The following is a 23,799-nucleotide window of genomic DNA, read 5'->3' as shown; positions in this document are numbered from 1 at the left end:
ATACTTAAAAAAATGAATTTCCTTGCACATACCTACCTTTCTTTTACCGATGAGCAAATCGTGGGGAATTTGATTGGTGATTTCATCAAAAATAAAAGTCGAAATCACTTATCAGAAGGAATTCAGCAAGGAATTACGTTGCATAGAGCTATTGATGCTTTTACGGATGTTCACCCAAAAGTTTTAGAAGCCAAAACTGTTTTTCAACCGATTGTGAGGTTGTATTCTGGTGCTTTTTTAGATGTGGTTTTTGATTATTTTTTAGCCAATGATAAAAATGTAAAATCTGCCAAAGAGTGGCGTGATTTTACCGCTCATGTTTACCAAGTTCTCAATAAATATGAAACTCTTTTACCTGAAAATTTCAGAAAAGTGCTTCCTAGAATGGAAAAAGACAATTGGCTCTACAATTATCGTTTTGATTGGGGAATGGAATACAGCATTAATAATGTATTGAATAAAGCAAAATATCTGGACAATTCTATACCTGTATATGGTTTTTTCCAGCATCATAAAGAGTTTTTGCGCTCTTGCTACGAAGAATTTTTCCCAGATTTACATCAGTTCTGTATTTCCTTGAATGATAATTTTAAAACATCTGATACAGATATCGATCCGGATAGTTTAGTTTAGAACTTTTTCTTTCGCCATTTACAATAATGTGCACAATATTCATTTGATCATCAAAAAAACTATACAATAAACTCACTGCGGTTTCTACTTTTTTAGGAATTTCTGTCGCTTCAGATTCTAAATAGACATTAACAGATTCTTTATCTTCTTCAAAACCTAAATAATTGATTTTCAAAAATTTATTATTTGATTTCAATTTAAAATATTCTGCAAAATAATTTTCTAGAGCTTGGTCTAATCCTGCTTTACTTCTTTCTTCGCCAAAGTGTAACGTTTTATTATACTTGGCATTAAGACTATTTTCTAAATCGTCTAAGAAAAATTTGGCAGAAATCTCAAAAGTTTTGGTTTTAGCATTATAATTAATTTCCACCGAACCTACGTGATAAGGATGAATAGGTTCCGCCGAAACTAAAAAAGCCAGTAAAAAAGTAAAAAGTAAGAAGAATTTTTTCATGTGTTCATTATTTCAAAATCCGTTCCGAAATTAATCATTATTTTCGTAACTCAAATTTTAAAACATGCAAGATTTTTTATTTTATTTACAATTAGGCTGGGAACACATCATCTCAAAAGACGCTCTAGATCATCAATTATTCATTTTGGCACTCATTGCTATTTTCAGTTTTAGAGATTGGAAAAAAGTATTAATTCTAGTAACTGCATTTACGATTGGGCATTCTTTAACCTTGGTTTTAAGCGCATTAGATGTATTTAGATTTCCTTCTGACTGGGTAGAATTTTTAATTCCTTGTACAATCGTTTTCACTGCTTTAGACAACATTATTTTTTCCAAAAACGAGAAAAAACTAATTCAACTTAATTATTATTTGGCTTTATTATTCGGCTTAATTCACGGAATGGGATTTGCCAATTCTGTAAGAATGATGCTTGCAAACGAGCAAGACATTACTTTACCTTTATTTGGATTTAACGTAGGACTTGAACTAGGGCAAATTGCAGTAGTTGCCATCGCACTTTTCATACATTACATTTTCTCGGAAGTTCTGAAACTTTCTAATAAAATTTGGATTTACATTATATCTGTTCCTATCTTCATTTTTGCCCTAAAAATGGCATTAGAAAGGATTCCTTAACAAATTTTATCTGCATAAAACCACATTAACAGTTATTTTTTATAAAAAAAACATGCTTAGTTGTAACAAATTTTTATATTTGTTGACAAATCGATAAAAATTAAAAATTTATAATGAAAAAAGTTCTAAGTATTTTTGTTTTTCTTTACGCTTTCGTAAGTACTTCCGCCCAAAACCACCAGAATAATCCTGGGAGCAATCATGGGAATAAATTCGAGCAACTAGGAACCATTTTACCTACGCCAAACAGCTACAGAACCGCTTCTGGAGCACCTGGTCATGAATATTGGCAACAACGTGCTGATTATGAAATCAATGCATATCTAGACGAGGAAAAACTTAACTTAAAAGGCTCAGAAACAATTACTTATTACAATAATTCGCCAGACGAATTAGAATATCTTTGGTTACAATTAGATGAGAATGACACCAGCAACACAAAAGATGCAGGTTATCAATCTTCTTCTACTCTAGCTAGACAAATTTCATCTGATAGATTAAAAGCTACTGAATTACCCGTAAAAGATAATGGTTTCGGGATTAATTTAGAAAAAGTAACAGATGCGAATGGTAATGCGCTTTCTTATGTGGTTAATAAAACCATGATGAGAATAGATTTACCTAAAAAATTAAAAAAAGGCGAAATTTTTAAATTTAAAATCGATTGGAATTATAACATTCCTGACAGAATAAAACAAGGAGGAAGAGGCGGTTATGAATTCTTTCCAGAAGATGGCAACCACCTTTTTACCATGACACAATGGTATCCTAGACTTTGTGTGTATTCTGACAATCAAGGTTGGCAAAATCACCAATTTACAGGTCGTGGAGAATTCACCCTTACTTTTGGAAATTTCAAAGTAAATATGAATGTTCCTGCTGATCATATTGTAGCTTCTACAGGTTCTGGAAAAAATTTCTCAGAAGTTTTAACCGCAGAACAATTTGCAAGATGGCAAAAAGCGCAAAACACTAAAGAACCTATAGAAATTGTAACGCTAGACGAAGCTAAGAAAGCTGAAAAATCTAAATCAAAAAACAGAAAAACTTGGACTTTCGAAGCAGAAAATGTAAGAGATTTCGCGTGGACTTCTTCTAGAAAATTTATTTGGGACGCAATGCCTCAATTGATTGAAGAAAATAACAATAAAGTAATGTGTATGAGTCTTTATCCTAAAGAAGCATACAATTTATACAGAAAATATTCTACTAAAGCAGTAGCACATACGATTAAAACCTATTCAGAATTCACCATTCCTTATCCATATCCTGTTGCACAATCTATCGAAGCTGCAAACGGAATGGAATATCCTATGATTTGTTTCAACTATGGTAGAACAGAAAAAGACGGAACATATTCAGAAGGAATTAAAAATGGAATGATCGGCGTAATTATCCACGAAGTTGGACATAATTTCTTCCCAATGATTATCAATTCAGACGAGAGACAATGGTCTTGGATGGATGAAGGCCTTAACACCTTCGTAGAATATCTTACCGAAGAACTTTGGGACAATAAATTCCCTTCAAGAAGAGGACCAGCTCACACCATTGTGAACTACATGAAATTGCCAAAAGACCAATTAGAGCCTATCATGACCAACTCTGAAAACATTATTCATTTCGGCCCTAATGCTTACGCAAAACCTGCAACTGGTCTTAATATTTTGAGAGAAACCATCATGGGAAGAGAACTTTTTGATAAAGCTTTCAAAACGTATTCTAAAAGATGGGCATTCAGACATCCTGAACCTGCAGATTTATTCAGAACAATGGAAGATGCTTCTGGTGAAGATTTAGATTGGTTCTGGAGAGGATGGTTCTACAGCACAGATGCAGTAGACATAGCCATAGACAAAGTTACTGTTGCAACTCCAGATTTTGACGGAAAACCACAAGCTAGAGATTTTAAATACAAAGTAGACGAACCACAAGTAAATGACTTCGAAGATATTTCTAAAATCAGAAATAAAGAAGATAAGAAAATTACTTTCAAAACAGACGAAGACCAATCTTTAAGAGACTTCTATTGGAGATACGCAAGAGGTTTAGAAAAAGTAGACACTCAAAAAGAATACACCATCAAAGGTGACGCTCCCAAAAATCTTGACACCAAAGAAAGAGAAAATCTAAAAAATATCACAGGCTACCAAATTGACTTCTCTAACAAAGGAGGAATGGTAATGCCAATTATTTTAGAATTCACTTTCGAAGATGGTTCTAAATTAAATGAAAAAATACCAGCACAAATCTGGAGATCAGACGAGAAAAAAGTTTCTAAAACATACTATTTTGACAAAAAATTAAAATCAATTCAATTAGACCCAATGTTAGAAACTGCCGATATTGACACCACTAATAACCTATGGACCGCTGATAAAGTTACACCAGAAAGCACTTCTAAATTCCAAGTGTTCAAACAGAACCAAGAAAACAGAAGAAGAGGAGCTGCTGCTGGAATGGTAAACCCAATGCAAGCCGCAGGAAAGAAAAATTAAACCTTAAATAATTGATATAACCCTGAAGCCACTCACAAAATTGAGTGGCTTTTTTCTGCCAAAATTTCACTCCAATTTGAGAAAAATCTGCCAAATTATCTCTCAATTTTCAATTTATATTGCAGAATTACCATTGGCACAGAATTGGAGAATTCCATCACAGAAAATTTAAAAATAATTATACATATGTCAGTAAATTTTAAACCATTAGCAGACAGAGTTTTAGTAGAACCTGTACAAGCAGAAACTAAAACAGCATCAGGAATCATCATCCCTGATACCGCAAAAGAAAAACCACAAGAAGGAACTGTAGTTGCTGTTGGCAACGGAAAACCAGACGAACCAATGACTGTAAAAGTTGGCGATAGAGTTCTTTACGGTAAATATGCCGGTTCAGAATTAAAACTAGACGGTAAAGATTATTTAATTGTAAGAGAAGGTGATTTATTAGGAATCATTGGCTAATCCAAGAATCAAGAAATTTTAAAAAATTTAAAAATCTAGGCTCTTGTGTCTAGTATCTTAAAATCAAAAAAATTATGGCAAAAGAAATTAAATTCGATATTGAATCAAGAGACGCTCTAAAAAGAGGTGTTGATGCATTAGCAAATGCAGTAAAAGTAACTTTAGGTCCTAAAGGTAGAAACGTAGTAATTGAAAAAGCTTTCGGTGCTCCTCACGTAACTAAAGACGGTGTTTCTGTAGCAAAAGAAATTGAGCTAGAAGACAAAGTAGAAAATATGGGTGCTCAAATGGTGAAAGAAGTTGCTTCTAAAACCAATGATATTGCAGGTGATGGAACTACTACTGCAACTGTTTTGGCTCAAGCAATTGTAAGAGAAGGACTTAAAAACGTTGCAGCTGGTGCAAATCCTATGGATTTAAAAAGAGGAATCGACAAAGCGGTAACTGCAGTTGTTGAAAACCTTAAATCTCAATCTCAATCTGTAGGTGATTCTGCCGAAAAAATTAGACAAGTAGCTTCTGTTTCTGCAAATAATGACGAAACCATCGGTTCTTTAATCGCTGAAGCGTTCTCTAAAGTAGGAAAAGAAGGTGTAATTACAGTAGAAGAAGCAAAAGGCATTGATACTACGGTAGATGTAGTAGAAGGGATGCAATTCGATAGAGGTTACCAATCTCCATATTTCGTGACTAATGCAGAGAAAATGGTTGCTGAACTAGACAATCCTTATATTCTTTTAGTTGAGAAAAAAATCTCTTCAATGAAAGAATTATTACCAGTTCTAGAACCAGTTGCTCAACAAGGAAAATCTCTTTTAATTATTTCTGAAGAAGTAGAAGGCGAAGCTTTAGCAACTTTAGTAGTAAACAAATTAAGAGGTTCTCTTAAAATTGCTGCAGTAAAAGCTCCAGGTTTCGGAGACAGAAGAAAAGCAATGTTAGAAGACATCGCCATCTTAACTGGTGGACAAGTAGTTTCTGAAGAAAGAGGCTTCAATATGGACAATGTTACGATTGAAATGTTGGGTAGAGCAGAAAAAGTAACTATTGATAAAGACAATACAACCATCGTAAACGGTGCTGGTAACGAAGAAGAAATCAAAGGTAGAGTAAACCAAATTAAAGCTCAAATGGAATCTACTACTTCTGATTATGATAAAGAAAAATTGCAAGAAAGATTGGCTAAATTAGCTGGTGGAGTTGCTGTACTTTACGTAGGTGCTGCTTCTGAAGTAGAAATGAAAGAGAAAAAAGACAGAGTTGATGATGCGCTTCACGCAACTAGAGCTGCTGTAGAAGAAGGAATTGTAGCTGGTGGTGGTGTTGCTTTAGTAAGAGCAATTTCTGCACTAGACAACCTTTCTGGAGCTAACCAAGACGAATCTACAGGTATCAAAATCGTAAAAAGAGCGATTGAAGAACCACTAAGACAAATCGTAGCAAATGCTGGCGGTGAAGGTTCTGTAATTGTAGCTAAAGTATCAGAAGGAAGCGGAGATTTTGGTTATAATGCAAAAACAGATGAGTATGTAAATATGCTAGAAGCTGGTATTATAGACCCAACTAAAGTAACAAGAGTTGCTTTAGAAAACGCGGCATCTGTATCAGGAATGTTATTAACTACAGAATGTGTAATCACAGAAGTTCCAAAACCTGAAGGTGCAATGCCACCAATGGGAGGAGGAATGCCAGGAATGATGTAATGTAGGAACGTGCTTTTGGCACGTTCAAAAAATAAATTTTAAAATCCGTTCAAAATTTTTTGGACGGATTTTTTTATTTCTTAATACATTTCAATTGATCAAAAACATCAATCGGTTCTGTTTTTTGCCAATATTGAAAATCTAAAACATAATCTCCGTAGTCAGAGAATTCATATTTATTAATAATTTCTCCAATTTTATATCCTTTTTTCACTTCGTCTCCTTTCTTAAGATTTGTAGATGTTAAATTTGAATAAACATAAAATTCATTGTTCGCTTTTCTAACAAGAATACTTAAAAGATTGCCTGTAAGAATTACACTATAAACTTTTCCTTCAGAAATAGAAGTTACTGAAATTGGTTTTTCAGAATGAATTTTGGTTGACGGACTTTGATATGAGCCTCTATAAATATTCCAACAATCTCTTTTGGTTCTAAATTCATAAGATTCATTATAATAAGTCACTCCATTTTCTACAGGACAATCTATTTCTTGAGAAAAACAAAACGTTGAAAGCAATAAAAAGGTAATGACTATAAATTTCATATCACTAAATTAAAAATATAAATTCATAATTTTTCCCAATAAAACATTAAACTATTCCTAAATTTCTTTTTTTATGATAGCTCGCAATTTGTTATAATTGAAAAAAAATTGCAGAGCGAAGCGACTTTGCGAGCCTTAAAAAAGTATTATAATAAAAAACTTTGCGAACTTTGCGTGAAAACCAATTAACATATAATCAAAGTTTTTTAAACATATTTTTTATTTTTCAAAAAATTTCAAGAAATTAGTAAAATGAAACCATACATCGCCATCAATGCTTCTGCCGGTTCTGGTAAAACCTACACTTTGGTACAAAGAGTGTTGATGATTTGCCTTGAAAACCCTTATCAAAAAGACGCTATTCGTCATATTTTGGCGTTGACTTTTACCAATAAAGCAGCCAACGAAATGAAGGAAAGAATTCTTTCTTGGCTCAAAGAATTTACCCAAGAAAACTACACCGAAAACGATAAATTACTCGGAATTCAGCAGAAATTTGAAGAACAAGGCAAGAAAATTACGTTAGACGATTTACATCAACGTTCACAGAAAGTTTTGGATTATATTTTGCACAACTACTCTACTTTAAACATCGGTACGATTGATAAATTCAACGCAAAATTGGTGAGAAGTTTTTCTTATGAATTGGGTTTAGCACAGAATTTCAATCTCGAAATTCAGCCAGAACCTTTCTTGATTGAAGCGGTGGATCAAATGCTCAATAAAATTGGCGAAGACGAACAAATTTCCGAAGCTTTTTTGGATTATGTAAATTACAGTCTCGATCAAAATGAGCGTGTCAACATCAATAAAACTTTGCTCGATTCTGCTAAAGAATTTGTGAACGACAAGCATTATCATTGGCTCGAAGAAAATAAAGATTTCGATTGGAAAGCCTACGAAAACACTAAAAATAATATCAGAAAAGAAATTAAAGAACTCAAAGAAAATTCTAAAAAAATTGCCCAAGATTCTTTAGATTTAATTAATAACAACGGTTTAGAAATTGATGATTTTGCACAGGGAGCGAATGGAATTGGAGGTTTTTTCAAAAAAATAATAGAATTTACTTCGGGGAAAAGAGATTTTCCTTTTCCTGTAAACGAAGAAAACTTCTTAAATAATGCTGCTAAAGGCGCTTCTGGAAAAGGCAAAAACAAAGAATCTGAAATTTTTGGAATTTTAGAAACTTTAATTGAAAATCGCAGAAAAATTATTCAAAATTATATTCTCGGAGAGAAAAAAGAGAAAATTTTGCGTGCATTATTGCCTTTGAAAGTCAATAAAGAAATTCAAGACCAATTACAACAAATTGAAGATGAAAACGATTTGGTTTTGCTTTCAAAATTCAATGTTTTGATTAATGAAAACCTTCGAAACGAGCCTTCTGCATTCATTTATGAAAAAGTAGGAACACAGTTTCAGCATTATTTTTTCGATGAATTTCAAGATACTTCCGCGTTGCAATGGATGAATTTTCTTCCGCTTCGTGACCACAATATCGCTACCGAAAACTCTAGTTTTACGTTAGTTGGCGATCCTAAACAAAGTATTTATAGATTCAGAGGTGGAAATGCAGAAATAATGCTCGACATTATCAATAAAAAAGATTTTTCGCCGATTGAAGTGGAAATAGAAACGCTTCAACAAAATTTTAGAAGTGCCAAAAATATTGTGAAATTCAACAATGAATTGTATCATTTCTACGGAAGTTACCTGAATGAAGAACACGCCAAATTATTCGGGAAAGATGCTGAACAAAGCGCTTATTCAGAAAAAGAAGGTCGTGTAAAAGTTCATTTTTTAGAAAATGATTTGAAGGAAATTTATTACCAAGATTGCGCTGAAAAAATGCAACAAGATTTGCAAAATTGCATCAATAATGGTTTTGAATTTAGCGACATCACCATTCTTTGTCGAGGAAATAATGATATTTTCAATTTTTCTAAATTATTAGGAAATCTAAAAGTGAATTACAAAGGCGAAGAAACCTACATTAAAACCATTTCTGAAAAAGGTTTAACACTTGAACTTTCGGGAACGCTTCGAGCTTTGATTCAGTTTTTGTATTGGGAAACTTTTCCTAAAAACAGAAGATTTTTGGTGAAAATGATGTACGAATTAGAAAAATTGGGAAGAATAAAAATGCAAGATTTTTCGGTGGAAATGAGACAAATTTTAGACATTGAAAGCAAAAAAGATATTGAAATTTTTATCAAAGAAAAATATGGAGTTTCGCTAAAACAGGAAGATTTTCCGCATCTTAATTTGTACAATTTTATAGAATTTTACATCCACGAATTTTCGGTGAAAGATAAAGAAACCGATTTCTTGCTCAATTTTTTGGAATTGCTTTACAACTACACCCAAAATGCAGGTGCAACTTTGAAAGATTTTCTCCAATTTTGGGAAGAAGAAGGCAAAAATACGAGCATTCAAGCTTCGGAAAATATTGATGCGGTACAATTGATGACCATTCACAAAGCGAAAGGTTTAGAGTTTCCTGTGGTTTTTCTTCCGATGGAAAATGCGCATAAGGACAGTAAAATTCAGGATTGGTTTTCTTTGGAAGAAAATACCGCTTTGAAATCGGTAAATATTGGTGGTTTTGACAAAAAATTACAAACCTACGATGATCAAATTTCTGAATTTAACGAAGAAAATGCTTACAAAAATTTTATCGACCGATTGTGTTTGCAATATGTAGCCACAACCAGACCTGTAGAACAATTGTTTCTTTATGTCCAAAAACCAACTACAGATAAAAACGGAAACGAAAATCCATCAAATATTGAAATTTATGATTTCTTGAAATCTAAAAACGTAGAAAATTTAGACAGTTTTGATGTTTTTAAAATGGATGAAAATGCTTTGAAAAAACAAAGTAAGAAAGAAGAAAAACAACATATTTCTCAACAAATTTCTTCTTTAACTCAAAAGCACGAAAAATCTGCCAACATTACGATTGCAACGCCTTCTAAAAATTATCAGGAAAGAAACGAAAAAGTAAGAAACGGAATTTTCACGCACGAAATTTTAGCGAAAATCAACACTAAAAAAGATGTAGAAAAAGTTTTGAAATCTTATCTATTAGAAGGATTAATCACTGAAAATGAAAAATCTGAAATCGCTGAAAGAATTTTTGAAATTATCGAAAAACACCCAAAATATTTTGTAGAAAATCAAGAAGTTTTAAACGAAAGAGAATTGATGATTGAAGGAAAAACATACAGACCAGACAGAATGGTGAAAATAAATGACGCTTGGTTTATCATTGATTTTAAAACTGGAAATCCATCAGAAAAACACCAAAAACAAATTGATTTGTACCAAAAAGCAATGGAAAATTTGGGCAGAAAAATTGGTGGTACTGAATTGATTTATTTGTAGATTTGTAAATAAAATTATAACCAATGAAAAAATTATTATTTCTTGTTGTTTTATCATTTATTCAAATGAGTTTTGCTCAAAATTCAACAAGTATATATTCCAAAGAAAACGCGCCTTTAGTTATCGCAAATGGAAATAAAACTTATTTGTACGCAAGTGCTTTAAATGTTAATAACATTTTAACTATTAATGTTTTTAAAGGAGAAAAAGCAACTCAATTATTTGGAGAAAAAGGTAAAAATGGTGTTTTGGAAATGAATTTTAAACCTGAAACTCAACTATTAAATCTCCAAAATTTTTACATCGAATATAACATTTCAAAAGCCGACCAATTCTTACCAATTGTGCTCAACAAACATTTTGTAGATGAAAAAGATTATCTCCTTTTGGATAAATCTGCCATCATTTCTGTGAAAATTTTAGAAGAACAACCATTTGTAGAACCTGTTCTCTTACCAAAAGGAAAAGCCATTTATATTGAAGCAATAGAAATGAAATAATTTTATTGTTTTGAAAGTCGGCTCCGTAGGAGCCAAAGGTTTGTAGAAATATTTGTGATATCAAAAAAAGCTCCGGAGGAGCGACACCAAAAACTAATCCAAAAATGGCAAACACCTATTCACAAATTTACATTCAATTTATTTTCGCTGTAAAAAGTAGAGAATCTCAAATTTTAGAATCTCACAGAGAAAGACTTCAACAATATATTACTGGAATTATACGAAGTAAAGAACAAAAATTGTTAGCAATTTATGCAAATCCTGATCATATTCACTTATTGGTTGGATTTAATAAATTAGACATCAAAATTTCAGATTTTGTAAGAGATATTAAATCAAATTCTTCAAAATTAATTAATGAAGAAAATTGGTTTATTGGAAAATTTCATTGGCAGGAAGGTTATGGTGCATTTTCATATTCTAAAAGTCAAATAGATAATGTTGTAAAGTATATTTTGAATCAAAAAGAACATCATCAGAAGAAAAGTTTTAGACAAGAATATTTAGATTTTTTGAAAAAATTTGAAGTGGAATTTGATGAAAAATATTTGTTTGAATTTTATGATTAACCTTTCGCTCCTACGGAGCTCAGGTTTCATAGAATAACCCTCCTACTCTCCTACAAACCTTTGGCTCCTACGGAGCCTAATTCATGCTAAATAAAAATAGATGTCAAATTTTTAAATTTTCAAAATTTCATAAAATTTTTCGAGTCAAAAATCTCGAAACACGAACCCCGTATCTCAATACTTTTTCACTATTTTTGTTCTATGAATGAAAACCTCGAACTTCAACTCAAAACACTTCCTTCAGAACCCGGAGTTTACCGTTATTACGATAAAAACGGACAACTTTTGTATGTAGGAAAAGCCAAAAATTTGAAGAAAAGAGTGCTTTCTTATTTCAACAAAAATCAAAACGGTTACAGAACCAGAATTATGGTTTCTAAAATCATACGATTAGAAACAACTGTTGTAAACTCTGAATATGACGCGCTTTTATTAGAAAATAACCTGATAAAAGAACATCAGCCGTTTTACAACGTAATGTTGAAAGACGACAAAACCTATCCTTGGATTTGTATTAAAAACGAAAATTTCCCTCGTGTTTTTCTGACCAGGACCATCATCAAAGATGGAAGTGAATATTACGGACCTTATGCTAAAGTTCGTCCTGCTAAAATTTTATTAGAAACGATTAAAAATTTGTATAAAATTCGTTCTTGCAATTTAGATTTGGCCCCGAAAAAAATAGAAGATGGAAAATATAAAGTTTGCTTAGAATACCACATCAAAAATTGCAAAGGTCCTTGCGAAAACCTTGAAAGTAAAGAAAGTTATGACGAAAAAATAGACGCAATCCGTGGAATTATCAAAGGAGATTTCCGAAAAGCGAGGAAATATTTAGAAGACGAGATGTCTCGTTTTGCTGCCAATTTAGAATTTGAAGCAGCACAAAATGTGAAAGAAAGATTAGAGTTTTTAGAAGACTATCAAGCAAGAAATACGGTTGTAAATCCGAATATTGATGATGTAGATGTTTTCGGAATGACGAGTGATGAAACAGCAGCTTATGTCAATTTTTTCAAAATTAGAAACGGAAATATTGTACAAAGTTTTACCACGGAAATTAAGAAAATTTTGGAAGAAACTGATGAAGAAATTTTGGAAGAAGCATTGGTAGAAATCCGACAAAAATTCGCTTCGGAATCTAAGGAAATTTTGCTTCCTTTTCACTTAAATATAGAAATTCCTAATATTAAACTCATCGTTCCGAAAGTGGGCGATAAGAAAAGAATTGTAGAACTTTCTGAAAAAAATGCCAAAGAATACAGACTCGAAAAACTGAAACAAGTACAAATTGTAGATCCAGAAAGACACACCAACAGAATTATGGCAGAAATGCAAAAACTTTTGCGAATGCCAGTAGAACCGAGACATATTGAAGGTTTTGACAATTCTAATATTCAAGGGAGCAACCCTGTTTCTGCGTGTGTTGTTTTCAAAGACGGAAAACCTAGCAAATCTGATTACAGAATTTTCCATGTGAAAACAGTGGAAGGACCGAATGATTTTGCGACGATGGAAGAAGTGATTTACAGACGTTACAAGAGAATGCTCGATGAAGGAGAAAATTTACCACAATTGATTTTGATAGACGGTGGAAAAGGTCAACTTTCGTCTGCCGTGAAAAGTTTGAAATTATTGGGTTTGTATGGAAAAATCACTATAGTAGGAATTGCAAAACGTTTAGAGGAAATCTTTTTCCCCGAAGATCCAATTCCGTTGTATTTAGACAAAAAATCTGAAACGCTGAAAGTTTTACAGAGAGTAAGAGACGAGGCTCACCGTTTTGGTGTGAAACATCACAGAACGCGCAGAACCAACAACACCATAAAATCTGAGTTGGAAGAAATACCAGGAGTTGGGGAAAAAACCATAGAACTGCTTCTTAAAAAACTAAAATCTGTAAAACGCGTGAAAGAAGCCAACCTAGAAACTCTGGAAGAAATTCTCGGAAAATCTAAAGCTAAAGTAGTTTGGGAGTTTTTTAATCAATAAAAAAGCATCAATAAATTGATGCTTTTATTTTTATTTTGCTGTAAAAATTTCTTTCTTATAATTCCCATCACTGGTTGGGATTTCTATGACTAGATTTCCGTTTTCTGTATAGCCTAGAGTAGAAGTTCCGTTTTCTAAAGTTACTCTGTAAACATCTGCTTTTGTAGTATTTTTAAACGTAGCAAAAGGAACAGAACTGCTAGAACTTACCAAAATGAATTGATCTTTAGAAATCTGAATTTTTTGGAAACTCATCGTTCCATTGCTATAACTTTCTGCTTTTTTGGAAACTTCTGGAGTTGCAGAATTTGTAGAAGTTACTACAGCCTGAACTGGCTTTTCTACAACGGTTTCTACTGCAATTTTTTCAGTTGGTTTTGCTAAAACTTCTATTTCTTTGGGTTGAGAATTTTGTAAATTTTTGAGTGAAATATTCATCGCGTCTTGATAGCCTAACTCGAAATCCTTAATCATAGAAGTGCCTTTGGTTTCAAAAATTACATTTTTCTCACAATTCGAAAACTGTAATTTCAGTCGGTTTCTGAACATGTTAGAATCATTAAGTAAATCTGCATTTAAAACTTTGCAAGGATTTTGTCTTAATTCTAAAGGCCAGTTTACAATGTCATCTTGAATTACTTTATATTTCTTTGCTTCTAAAGATTTTTTCAAAAGGGTATTGAGATTATATTCATTCGCTTCAAAATCTTTGAATTTTTTGGGAACATAAATGTATTCGTAATCGGTAATATTTTGAGCAGAAAATATCAGGGTGAAAAATAATAAAGCAAGTGTAAATGATTTTTTCATTGTGAGAAATTTTAGTGAAGTAAATGTAAAAAATAATTAAGTTCTAATGAAATTAATTTTCTGAAAAACGTGCTTACGAAAAAATGTAAGTGAAAAATAGCCCTGATTGAGCCTTTGTTTGAGCTCTTTTTGTTTTTTTGTCATTCTGAGAGAATTCGAAGAATCTAAAAAAACAAAAAAGCGAGTGGCGAAAGCAGGTGAAAACGCAATTAAAAACTGAAAACGGGTTGCTTCTAATATCTAAAATCCCTCATATCCAATTTCAGAGAAAAGAAATTCGAGAAATAATTGCTGCCGCCAATTCCTGTATTGGTAATGGCGTAATCTAGCGTAAGTCCCTTGTATTTGATACCAATTCCAGCGCTTGGTTGCATAGAAACTTTGCGTTTTAGGTCTTCTATATCGGTCACAGTTTGAAATCTATTGAGTCCAGCTCTTACAAAAATCATTTTCTGGAAACTGAGTTCCGCACCAATATATGGCGAAATACTCGCAAAATCGGTAGAAATTACTGCGGCGGTTTTGGCAAAATCTACATTAAGACCAGCTTCTGGCAATAATTCTAAATCTCTATTGATTTCAAAATTTTTGGAAACGCCTAGATTCAATTTAGGCATGGTGATTTCCATTTTATCTTTTGGAGCGGGATTGAATTCTTCTCCGTTTACTACTGCTGATAATTCTTTTTGGTTGATGCTCCAAAAATTCACAGTAGTCGTTGCATCTCTCAGCATAGCTCCAAATTGATATCCAGAATCTGCACGATAAATAGCTCCAGCATCAAATCCAAACCCAAAACCATTGGCAAATTTCCCAATATTTCGGTAAACGATTTTGGCATTAATTCCTACGCTTAGTTTTTGGTTTCCACCAGGACGAAAAGCATAAGAAATAATTCCCGCGTAATCTGAAGTGGAAAATTTAGAAATTTTATCATAATCAATATTCCCTTCGGAATCTATCATCTGAGTAGTGTTCAAAATATTATCCACTCCCAGTCTCACAATAGAAATTCCCAAAACTCCATCTTTAGAATCGAGCGCTTTGGCTAAAGAAATATAATCGTATTTCGCAATAGATTCGAAATATTCTGCGTGCATTGCTGCGCCTTGCCAATCACTTTCTACTTCGGTTAAACCAGCTGGATTCCACATAGGAGCATAGACATCATTCTGATTAGAAATCACAGCGCCTCCCATTGCTAAACCTCTAGCTCCAGCTCCAATATTGAGAAATTCGTTAGAATATTTTCTTACGATTTGTGCGTTGCCAATAACTGACAAAAAGATTAAAAGAGGTAAATATTTTTTCATCAAATTTGTTTAATATCACTCTTGAGTGTTCTCTATCGCTATTTCTTTGGATTTTTTTCTGGCTTTAATGACTCCGTTAATAACAATTGCCAAAATCATGACCAAAGATGCTCCATAAAAAACAGCACTCATTTTTTCTGATTCTCCAAAGATAAAAAAAGCCAATATAATTCCATAAATAGGCTCTAAATTTACTGTAAGAATCAAGGTAAATGGTGAAATGTACTTCATCAAATTCACTGACTCAAACATAGGATATGCTGTAAAAACACTCGCCAATAAGGTTAATAACGCTAAATCACGGTAACTTATTTCGCCAATTTGTGAAATTTGACCAGAAAAAACGTAATACAAACTAATCACCAGAAAACCTCCGAAAATTTCATAGAAAATAATGTTCCCCGAAGAGGTTTTGCCATATAATTTTCCGTTAAAAACAGAGAAAATAGTTCCGAGTAAAGCACAAATTAAACCGTAAATAATGCCTAATTTATACTGAAATTCTACTTTGAAAATTAAGGAAATACAAATCACAATCACGATTCCCATCACAATCTCCGAAACGTCTATTTTTCTTTTAAAAATAAGAGGTTCTAGTAGTGCGGCAAACAAGGTAGATGTTCCCAGACAACTCAGCGCAATTGATACATTAGAAACCTTAATAGAACTGAAGAAAAACAACCAGTGAAATGCCATTAAACTTCCTATTCCTACTAATTTTAAGAGCAATTTCTTAGAAACTTTTATGCTGTCTTTTTTGATAATCCTAATAAATAGATAGAGAAAGACCGAAGCGAAAAGCATTCTGTAAAAAACCAAAACTTCTGCATTCGCATGAATCAATTTTCCCAAAATTGCAGTAAATCCCCATAAAAAAACAATCAAATGAAGCCTAAAAGTAGAAGTTTTATACATATCTCAAATTTTCTGTACAAAAATATCATTAATTTTCTATTTATCATTGGGTTTCCTCAAATCATTCCTATAAACACGCCCCGAATTTTCTTCGAAAATTCGGGGCGTTGCTCAAATAATAAACTATAAAAACTAATTAGGAAAAATAAATCATTAAATTCTTTTTATAGATAACGGAAAAACAAGATTCAATATTTCTTAAAAATTAGTTAAATTTTTATTTTTTTTGGCGCCAATTTCGTGCTGTCGCCAGTCGCTTTCCGAAAGCCAAATTCATTCCCATTTCATTTCGGGAGAGCTCCAACAATGGCTCCATCACGGGCGCAGTTCGGACATAAAAACAATTTCAGAGTTAAAATTAAAATTTATGGTACATCTCATTCAGAATTCATTTCTTATTTTTTATAAAATGTGTATTTTTAGAGACACAAAATAAATTATGGACTTACAATTCAATAAAAACGAAGACACAAATAAACTCAGGCTTTCAGAAATTAATCAACTCTACGCCAAAATCAAAAAAGGTGGCGGAGAAAAAGCTTTACAAAAACAGCACGAACAAGGTAAACTCACCGCTAGAGAACGTATCGCTTATCTGCTTGATAATGATGATGAAGCAATAGAAATAGCGGCTTTTGCAGGCCACGAAATGTATGAAGAACATGGTGGTTGTCCAAGTGCAGGAGTAGTTGTAAAAATTGGTAAAATTTCAGGTAAACAATGCATCGTTGTAGCCAATGATGCTACCGTAAAAGCAGGAGCTTGGTTCCCAATTACAGGAAAGAAAAACCTTAGAGCGCAAGAAATCGCCATGGAAAACAGACTGCCAATCATTTATTTGGTAGATTCTGCTGGTGTTTATCTTCCTATGCAAGACGAAATTTTCCCAGACAAGGAACATTTTGGTAGAATTTTTAGAAATAATGCAAAAATGTCTGCTATGGGAATCATTCAAATTTCTGCCATTATGGGAAGTTGTGTTGCAGGTGGAGCTTATCTCCCTATTATGAGTGACGAAGCCATGATTGTAGATAAAACAGGTTCTATTTTCTTAGCTGGAAGTTATTTAGTAAAAGCCGCAATCGGTGAAAATATTGACAATGAAACTTTGGGTGGAGCAACTACACATTGCGAAATTTCTGGAGTTACAGATTACAAAGCCAAAGATGATAAAGACGCTTTAGACAGAATTAAAAAAATTATGAAATCCATTGGTGATTTCGAAAAAGCGGGATTCGACAGAACAGAAAGTTTTCCTCCTAAAGAAAATCCAGAAGAAATTTTTGGTATTATCCCCGCTTCTAGAGCAGAACAATATGACACTTATGAAATTATTAAAAGACTTGTAGATCAATCAGAATTCGAAGAATACAAGCCAGATTATGGCAAAACTATCATTTGTGCTACAGCAAGAATTGATGGTTGGTCCGTAGGAATTGTAGCCAATCAAAGAAAAATGGTGAAATCTGGGAAAGGTGAAATGCAATTTGGTGGTGTTATTTATTCAGATTCTGCAGATAAAGCTACTAGATTTATAGCCAATTGCAATCAAAGAAAAATTCCTTTAGTTTTCTTACAAGACGTTACTGGATTTATGGTAGGTTCTAAATCAGAACATGGAGGAATCATCAAAGACGGCGCAAAAATGGTAAATGCTGTTGCCAACTCCATAGTTCCAAAATTTACCATAATAACAGGAAATTCTTTTGGAGCAGGGAATTATGCAATGTGCGGAAAAGCTTATGATCCAAGATTAATCGTTTCTTGGCCTTGGGCAGAATTAGCCGTTATGGGAGGCTCACAAGCAGCAAAAGTTTTGGTTCAAATTCAAGAATCTACGCTCAAAAAACAAGGAAAGGAAATTACAACAGAAGAACATAATGCACTTGTAGAAAAAATCACTCAAAACTACACCAAACAAACAAAAGTAGAATATTCTGCTGCTAGAATTTGGGTTGATGCTATTATCAATCCGTTAGACACCAGAAAATGGATATCCCATGGTATAGCAGCTGCAAATAATTCTCCTATTACCGATAAGTTTAATTTGGGAGTAATCCAAGTATAATATATTTAATAATAAAATAAATTATAAAGTAAAAAGCTTCTGTCCTTCATTAGAACAGAGGCTTTTTAATGCTTTTCTTTCTTTAAATATAAATTGATGTTTATAATTTATATATGCAAGTCAATTTTCATGAGTATTTTCTCATTTAATGTATTATGCTTTCAAAATGATAGCTTGATGAGATTGGATTAGATAGAATAGTGATAAAACAAAAAATCCTCATCATTTACATGATGAGGATTTCAAAATAAAAACTGGCGGCGACCTACTCTCCCGCGTTAGCAGTACCATCGGCGCTAGAGGGCTTAACTTCTGTGTTCGGAATGGGAACAGGTGAGCCCCTCTGCTAAAACCACCCTAAAGGCTTTATATGAGGGATTAGTTGTTAGGTTTTAGGACTTAGGTTTAATCTAAATCCTTAGCCCTTTCAAGACTAATTCCTTTTTTATCGATAAAAACGTTCACAAAGAGCTAACCTTATCTCTTTCGAGTACCTATTAGGCTATAAATCTACGGGTAATTAGTACTACTCGGCTATGACATTACTGCCTTTACACCTGTAGCCTATCAACGTCGTCATCTCCAACGACCCTTAAAAGAAGTCTCATCTCGCGGCGAGTTTCGCACTTATATGCTTTCAGTGCTTATCTCTTCCAAACATAGCTACTCAGCGGTGCACCTGGCGGTACAACTGATACACCAGAGGTTTGTTCAACACGGTCCTCTCGTACTAGAGTCAACTCCGCTCAAACTTCTAACGCCCGCAATAGATAGAGACCGAACTGTCTCACGACGTTCTGAACCCAGCTCGCGTGCCACTTTAATGGGCGAACAGCCCAACCCTTGGGACCTTCTCCAGCCCCAGGATGTGACGAGCCGACATCGAGGTGCCGAACCTCCCCGTCGATGTGAGCTCTTGGGGGAGACTAGCCTGTTATCCCCGGAGTACCTTTTATCCTATGAGCGATGGCCCTTCCATACGGAACCACCGGATCACTATGTCCTGCTTTCGCACCTGATCGACTTGTAGGTCTCACAGTCAAGCACCCTTATGCCATTACACTCTACGCACGGTTACCAAGCGTGCTGAGGGTACCTTTGAAAGCCTCCGTTACTCTTTTGGAGGCGACCACCCCAGTCAAACTACCCACCACGCAATGTCCTTCTTTCGAAGTTAGGCTCCAAGTAAACAAAGGGTGGTATTTCAACGTTGGCTCCACAAACACTAGCGTGCCTGCTTCAAAGCCTCCCACCTATCCTACACATTATTTACTCAGAGTCAATACGAAGTTATAGTAAAGGTTCACAGGGTCTTTTCGTCCCATTGCGGGTAATCGGCATCTTCACCGATACTACAATTTCACCGAGCTCGTGGCTGAGACAGTGCCCAGATCGTTACACCATTCGTGCAGGTCGGAACTTACCCGACAAGGAATTTCGCTACCTTAGGACCGTTATAGTTACGGCCGCCGTTTACTGGGGCTTCAGTCAATGCCTTCGAATTACTTCTAAGCACCTTCCTTAACCTTCCAGCACCGGGCAGGTGTCAGACCCTATACAGCATCTTTCGATTTAGCAGAGTCCTGTGTTTTTGATAAACAGTCGCCTGGGCCTCTTCACTGCGGCCAGCATTACTGCTGGCGTCTCTTCTTCCGAAGTTACGAGACTATTTTGCCTAGTTCCTTAGCCACGACTCACTCGAGCACCTTAGGATTCTCTCCTCGACTACCTGTGTCGGTTTTGGTACGGGCTGTATAAATCGCTTTTCTTGGAAGCGGGTCCTTAGGATTATCAGCGCATCCGAAGACTTGCTGTACTATCGTAACCTCGCAGTTACTTCAACGTACTATTCCGTCAGTACGCACCTAATTTCCAACTCCGTCACTTTATTATTATACAGGTACGGGAATATTAACCCGTTGTCCATCCACTACCCCTTTCGGGTTCGCGTTAGGCCCCGACTAACCCTCAGCTGATTAGCATGGCTGAGGAAACCTTAGTCTTTCGGTGAGGGGGTTTCTCGCCCCCTTTATCGTTACTTATGCCTACATTTTCTTTTCTATCCGCTCCACAATACCTCGCGATACTGCTTCGGCGCAAATAGAATGCTCCCCTACCAGATGTACTATTGTACAAATCCATAGCTTCGGTAATATGCTTATGCCCGATTATTATCCATGCCGGACCGCTCGACTAGTGAGCTGTTACGCACTCTTTAAATGAATGGCTGCTTCCAAGCCAACATCCTAGCTGTCAATGCAGTCCAACCGCGTTGTTTCAACTTAGCATATATTTGGGGACCTTAGCTGTTGGTCTGGGTTCTTTCCCTCTCGGACATGGACCTTAGCACCCATGCCCTCACTGCTGCGAAACATTTATTAGCATTCGGAGTTTGTCAGGAATTGGTAGGCGATGAAACCCCCGCATCCAATCAGTAGCTCTACCTCTAATAAACTTGTCGCAACGCTGCACCTAAATGCATTTCGGGGAGTACGAGCTATCTCCCAGTTTGATTGGCCTTTCACCCCTACCCACAGGTCATCCGAAGACTTTTCAACGTCAACCGGTTCGGTCCTCCACTCTGTGTTACCAGAGCTTCAACCTGCCCATGGGTAGATCACAAGGTTTCGCGTCTAATCCTACTAACTATGCGCCCTATTCAGACTCGCTTTCGCTCCGGCTCCGGACCTGAAGTCCTTAACCTCGCTAGTAAAATTAACTCGTAGGCTCATTATGCAAAAGGCACGCCGTCACACCATATAGGTGCTCCGACCGCTTGTAGGCGTACGGTTTCAGGTTCTATTTCACCCTTCTATTCGAAGTGCTTTTCACCTTTCCTTCACAGTACTTGTTCACTATCGGTCTTTCAGGAGTATTTAGCCTTGGAGGATGGTCCCCCCATATTCAGACAGGATTTCACGTGTCCCGCCCTACTCATTTATCATCTATGTATGCCTTTCGATTACGGGGCTATCACCCTCTATGGCTGTTCTTTCCAGAACATTCTTCTAAACATATAAAGACTTTTGGGCTAATCCGCTTTCGCTCGCCACTACTTACGGAATCTCTTCGATTTCTTTTCCTCCGGGTACTTAGATGTTTCAGTTCTCCGGGTTTGCTCCCATTGCTGGGTGACATGTCTTCAACATGCCGGGTTGCCCCATTCGGACATCTGCGGATCAATTCGTGTGTGCCAATCCCCGCAGCTTTTCGCAGCTTACCACGTCCTTCGTCGCCTCTGAAAGCCTAGGCATCCGCCATACGCCCTTAACGATTTCTTTCCTAATATTATATTAGTATATTTTTATACTCGGCACTCGAAAGTGCTCGGTTATCTCTTTGTGATGTCTTTATCGTTAATGTCAATGATCTATTTTTCTTCTTAAATGTCTAATAAACAAATATTGTTTTTGGCTCTATTCGTCACTTTTAAATTAGACCTCTAAAACTGTGGAGAATAAGGGAGTCGAACCCTTGACCTCCTGCGTGCAAGGCAGGCGCTCTAGCCAGCTGAGCTAATTCCCCTCTAATTCTTTAGTAGTCTCGGGCAGGCTCGAACTGCCGACCTCTACATTATCAGTGTAGCGCTCTAACCAGCTGAGCTACGAGACTTTAAATCTCTTCCCTCTTACTAATGATTAGGGGTATATTTTTATATATCAACCAGTAAAAAACCAAAGCGAACTGAGTAAGTTCTTATTTTAATTTTGTTTTACGTCTAATGACGCTCTAAAATGAGATGTTCCAGCCGCACCTTCCGGTACGGCTACCTTGTTACGACTTAGCCCTAGTTACTAGTTTTACCCTAGGCAGCTCCTTTTACGGTCACCGACTTCAGGTACCCCCAGCTTCCATGGCTTGACGGGCGGTGTGTACAAGGCCCGGGAACGTATTCACCGCGCCATGGCTGATGCGCGATTACTAGCGATTCCAGCTTCATAGAGTCGAGTTGCAGACTCCAATCCGAACTGAGACCGGCTTTCGAGATTTGCATCACATCGCTGTGTAGCTGCCCTCTGTACCGGCCATTGTATTACGTGTGTGGCCCAAGACGTAAGGGCCGTGATGATTTGACGTCATCCCCACCTTCCTCTCTACTTGCGTAGGCAGTCTCACTAGAGTCCCCAACTGAATGATGGCAACTAGTGACAGGGGTTGCGCTCGTTGCAGGACTTAACCTAACACCTCACGGCACGAGCTGACGACAACCATGCAGCACCTTGAAAATTGTCCGAAGAAAGATCTATTTCTAAACCTGTCAATTCCCATTTAAGTCTTGGTAAGGTTCCTCGCGTATCATCGAATTAAACCACATAATCCACCGCTTGTGCGGGCCCCCGTCAATTCCTTTGAGTTTCACTCTTGCGAGCGTACTCCCCAGGTGGCTAACTTATCACTTTCGCTTGGTCTCTGAACCCTAAAGCCCAAAAACGAGTTAGCATCGTTTACGGCGTGGACTACCAGGGTATCTAATCCTGTTCGCTCCCCACGCTTTCGTCCCTCAGCGTCAGTTATATCTTGGTAACCTGCCTTCGCAATTGGTGTTCTAAGTAATATCTATGCATTTCACCGCTACACTACTTATTCCAGCTACCTCAAATATACTCAAGACTTACAGTATCAATGGCAGTTCTATCGTTAAGCGACAGGCTTTCACCACTGACTTATAAGTCCGCCTACGGACCCTTTAAACCCAATAAATCCGGATAACGCTTGCACCCTCCGTATTACCGCGGCTGCTGGCACGGAGTTAGCCGGTGCTTATTCGTATAGTACCTTCAGCTACCCTCACGAGGGTAGGTTTATCCCTATACAAAAGAAGTTTACAACCCATAGGGCAGTCGTCCTTCACGCGGGATGGCTGGTTCAGGCTTGCACCCATTGACCAATATTCCTCACTGCTGCCTCCCGTAGGAGTCTGGTCCGTGTCTCAGTACCAGTGTGGGGGATCACCCTCTCAGGCCCCCTAAAGATCATCGCCTTGGTGAGCCGTTACCTCACCAACTAGCTAATCTTGCGCGTGCCCATCTCTATCCGCCGGAGCTTTCAATATTAATTGATGCCAATCAATATATTATGGAGTATTAATCTTCCTTTCGAAAGGCTATCCCCCAGATAAAGGCAGGTTGCACACGTGTTCCGCACCCGTACGCCGCTCTCTCATTTCCGAAGAAACAATACCGCTCGGCTTGCATGTGTTAGGCCTCCCGCTAGCGTTCATCCTGAGCCAGGATCAAACTCTCCATTGTATGTTTGTCTGACTCACTCAAAGTTGACTTCGCTTTGGTTTATTTTTTTT

Annotated in this window: 15 protein-coding genes, 2 tRNA genes and 3 rRNA genes; 10 read left to right on the top strand and 10 right to left on the bottom strand. The window is 36.0% G+C overall.

The genetic code is table 11. From position 1 onward, the window contains the following. Nucleotides 1-12: 12 nt before the first annotated feature. Nucleotides 13-633, top strand: a complete 621-nt coding sequence (locus tag ACT53I_RS00100) for an acyl carrier protein phosphodiesterase (RefSeq protein ID WP_476077895.1) — start codon at nucleotides 13-15, stop codon at nucleotides 631-633. Here ACT53I_RS00100 and ACT53I_RS00095 read toward each other — a convergent pair. Then, complete coding sequence (locus tag ACT53I_RS00095; protein ID WP_476077894.1) at nucleotides 590-1,090, bottom strand: DUF6702 family protein; 501 nt, start codon at nucleotides 1,088-1,090, stop codon at nucleotides 590-592. The genes ACT53I_RS00100 and ACT53I_RS00095 overlap by 44 nt on opposite strands. 64 nt (nucleotides 1,091-1,154) lie before the next feature. Between ACT53I_RS00095 and ACT53I_RS00090 the strand changes: the two genes are divergently transcribed. From ACT53I_RS00090 to groL, 4 genes are all read left to right on the top strand, one after another. Beyond that, complete coding sequence (locus tag ACT53I_RS00090) at nucleotides 1,155-1,730, top strand: HupE/UreJ family protein (protein ID WP_476077893.1); 576 nt, start codon at nucleotides 1,155-1,157, stop codon at nucleotides 1,728-1,730. A gap of 113 nt (nucleotides 1,731-1,843) precedes the next feature. Further along, nucleotides 1,844-4,228 (top strand): M1 family metallopeptidase, encoded by a 2,385-nt coding sequence (locus tag ACT53I_RS00085; RefSeq protein WP_476077892.1) that lies wholly within the window; start codon nucleotides 1,844-1,846, stop codon nucleotides 4,226-4,228. Between the two features lie 186 nt (nucleotides 4,229-4,414). Further along, the gene (locus tag ACT53I_RS00080) at nucleotides 4,415-4,693 is read left to right on the top strand and encodes a co-chaperone GroES (RefSeq protein WP_188618312.1); all 279 of its coding nucleotides are present in this window, start codon (nucleotides 4,415-4,417) and stop codon (nucleotides 4,691-4,693) included. Between the two features lie 74 nt (nucleotides 4,694-4,767). Further along, a complete protein-coding gene (gene groL, locus ACT53I_RS00075; RefSeq protein ID WP_476077891.1) occupies nucleotides 4,768-6,396 on the top strand; it encodes a chaperonin GroEL in 1,629 nt (542 codons plus the stop codon). A gap of 73 nt (nucleotides 6,397-6,469) precedes the next feature. Here the strand turns inward: groL and ACT53I_RS00070 are convergent, their stop codons facing one another. Then, on the bottom strand, nucleotides 6,470-6,943 hold the full coding sequence (locus tag ACT53I_RS00070) for a peptidoglycan DD-metalloendopeptidase family protein (RefSeq protein ID WP_476077890.1): 474 nt from the start codon (nucleotides 6,941-6,943) through the stop codon (nucleotides 6,470-6,472). Nucleotides 6,944-7,195: 252 nt separating this feature from the next. On the opposite strand from ACT53I_RS00070, the gene ACT53I_RS00065 reads away from it, so the two are divergent. The 4 genes from ACT53I_RS00065 to uvrC all read left to right on the top strand — a co-directional run bounded on the left by ACT53I_RS00065 (nucleotide 7,196) and on the right by uvrC (nucleotide 13,394). Beyond that, the gene (locus tag ACT53I_RS00065; protein WP_476077889.1) at nucleotides 7,196-10,333 is read left to right on the top strand and encodes a UvrD-helicase domain-containing protein; all 3,138 of its coding nucleotides are present in this window, start codon (nucleotides 7,196-7,198) and stop codon (nucleotides 10,331-10,333) included. Nucleotides 10,334-10,356: 23 nt separating this feature from the next. Next, nucleotides 10,357-10,833, top strand: a complete 477-nt coding sequence (locus tag ACT53I_RS00060; RefSeq protein ID WP_476077888.1) for a hypothetical protein — start codon at nucleotides 10,357-10,359, stop codon at nucleotides 10,831-10,833. A gap of 104 nt (nucleotides 10,834-10,937) precedes the next feature. Beyond that, a complete protein-coding gene (gene tnpA, locus ACT53I_RS00055; RefSeq protein ID WP_476077887.1) occupies nucleotides 10,938-11,402 on the top strand; it encodes an IS200/IS605 family transposase in 465 nt (154 codons plus the stop codon). 201 nt (nucleotides 11,403-11,603) lie between these two features. Then, nucleotides 11,604-13,394: an excinuclease ABC subunit UvrC gene (gene uvrC, locus ACT53I_RS00050; protein ID WP_476077886.1), complete on the top strand. Its 1,791-nt coding sequence runs from the start codon at nucleotides 11,604-11,606 to the stop codon at nucleotides 13,392-13,394. Nucleotides 13,395-13,424: 30 nt separating this feature from the next. Here uvrC and ACT53I_RS00045 read toward each other — a convergent pair whose 3' ends face one another. The 3 genes from ACT53I_RS00045 to ACT53I_RS00035 form a co-directional block, all read right to left on the bottom strand. Further along, complete coding sequence (locus ACT53I_RS00045; RefSeq protein ID WP_476077885.1) at nucleotides 13,425-14,204, bottom strand: hypothetical protein; 780 nt, start codon at nucleotides 14,202-14,204, stop codon at nucleotides 13,425-13,427. 233 nt (nucleotides 14,205-14,437) lie between these two features. Continuing rightward, complete coding sequence (locus ACT53I_RS00040; protein ID WP_476077884.1) at nucleotides 14,438-15,517, bottom strand: putative type IX sorting system protein PorV2; 1,080 nt, start codon at nucleotides 15,515-15,517, stop codon at nucleotides 14,438-14,440. Nucleotides 15,518-15,532: 15 nt separating this feature from the next. Further along, a complete protein-coding gene (locus tag ACT53I_RS00035) occupies nucleotides 15,533-16,432 on the bottom strand; it encodes a DMT family transporter (protein WP_424306038.1) in 900 nt (299 codons plus the stop codon). Nucleotides 16,433-16,871: 439 nt separating this feature from the next. Here ACT53I_RS00035 and ACT53I_RS00030 point away from each other — a divergent pair, with 439 nt between their 5' ends. Beyond that, nucleotides 16,872-18,500 carry an acyl-CoA carboxylase subunit beta gene (locus ACT53I_RS00030; protein ID WP_476077883.1) on the top strand — a complete coding sequence of 543 codons (1,629 nt, stop codon included), beginning with the start codon at nucleotides 16,872-16,874 and terminating at the stop codon, nucleotides 18,498-18,500. Between the two features lie 252 nt (nucleotides 18,501-18,752). Here the strand turns inward: ACT53I_RS00030 and rrf are convergent. From rrf to ACT53I_RS00005, 5 genes are all read right to left on the bottom strand, one after another. Further along, nucleotides 18,753-18,860: ribosomal RNA gene (rrf, locus tag ACT53I_RS00025) — 5S ribosomal RNA — on the bottom strand. Nucleotides 18,861-19,000: 140 nt separating this feature from the next. Beyond that, nucleotides 19,001-21,781: ribosomal RNA gene (locus ACT53I_RS00020) — 23S ribosomal RNA — on the bottom strand. A 170-nt stretch (nucleotides 21,782-21,951) separates the two neighbouring features. Then, nucleotides 21,952-22,025: transfer RNA gene (locus ACT53I_RS00015), tRNA-Ala, on the bottom strand. 13 nt (nucleotides 22,026-22,038) lie between these two features. Continuing rightward, nucleotides 22,039-22,112 (bottom strand) — tRNA-Ile (locus tag ACT53I_RS00010). A 120-nt stretch (nucleotides 22,113-22,232) separates the two neighbouring features. Then, nucleotides 22,233-23,749 (bottom strand): 16S ribosomal RNA (locus tag ACT53I_RS00005). Together the 16S, 23S and 5S rRNA genes with 2 tRNA genes alongside form the textbook arrangement of a ribosomal RNA operon. Between the last annotated feature and the right edge of the window lie 50 nt (nucleotides 23,750-23,799).

The organism is Cloacibacterium sp. DMC96 (assembly GCF_056313765.1).
Note: the sequence above shows the minus strand (reverse complement) of the source record. Positions and strands in the feature narration are given on the sequence as shown.

Coding starts and splice junctions, on each gene's coding strand:
- ACT53I_RS00095 (WP_476077894.1), bottom strand. CDS start 1,090: ATGAAAAAATTCTTCTTACTTTTTACTTTTTTACTGGCTTTTTTAGTT.
- ACT53I_RS00045 (WP_476077885.1), bottom strand. CDS start 14,204: ATGAAAAAATCATTTACACTTGCTTTATTATTTTTCACCCTGATATTT.
- ACT53I_RS00030 (WP_476077883.1), top strand. CDS start 16,872: ATGGACTTACAATTCAATAAAAACGAAGACACAAATAAACTCAGGCTT.
- ACT53I_RS00040 (WP_476077884.1), bottom strand. CDS start 15,517: ATGAAAAAATATTTACCTCTTTTAATCTTTTTGTCAGTTATTGGCAAC.
- ACT53I_RS00035 (WP_424306038.1), bottom strand. CDS start 16,432: ATGTATAAAACTTCTACTTTTAGGCTTCATTTGATTGTTTTTTTATGG.
- ACT53I_RS00085 (WP_476077892.1), top strand. CDS start 1,844: ATGAAAAAAGTTCTAAGTATTTTTGTTTTTCTTTACGCTTTCGTAAGT.
- ACT53I_RS00065 (WP_476077889.1), top strand. CDS start 7,196: ATGAAACCATACATCGCCATCAATGCTTCTGCCGGTTCTGGTAAAACC.
- ACT53I_RS00090 (WP_476077893.1), top strand. CDS start 1,155: ATGCAAGATTTTTTATTTTATTTACAATTAGGCTGGGAACACATCATC.
- groL (WP_476077891.1), top strand. CDS start 4,768: ATGGCAAAAGAAATTAAATTCGATATTGAATCAAGAGACGCTCTAAAA.
- ACT53I_RS00080 (WP_188618312.1), top strand. CDS start 4,415: ATGTCAGTAAATTTTAAACCATTAGCAGACAGAGTTTTAGTAGAACCT.
- tnpA (WP_476077887.1), top strand. CDS start 10,938: ATGGCAAACACCTATTCACAAATTTACATTCAATTTATTTTCGCTGTA.
- ACT53I_RS00100 (WP_476077895.1), top strand. CDS start 13: ATGAATTTCCTTGCACATACCTACCTTTCTTTTACCGATGAGCAAATC.
- ACT53I_RS00070 (WP_476077890.1), bottom strand. CDS start 6,943: ATGAAATTTATAGTCATTACCTTTTTATTGCTTTCAACGTTTTGTTTT.
- ACT53I_RS00060 (WP_476077888.1), top strand. CDS start 10,357: ATGAAAAAATTATTATTTCTTGTTGTTTTATCATTTATTCAAATGAGT.
- uvrC (WP_476077886.1), top strand. CDS start 11,604: ATGAATGAAAACCTCGAACTTCAACTCAAAACACTTCCTTCAGAACCC.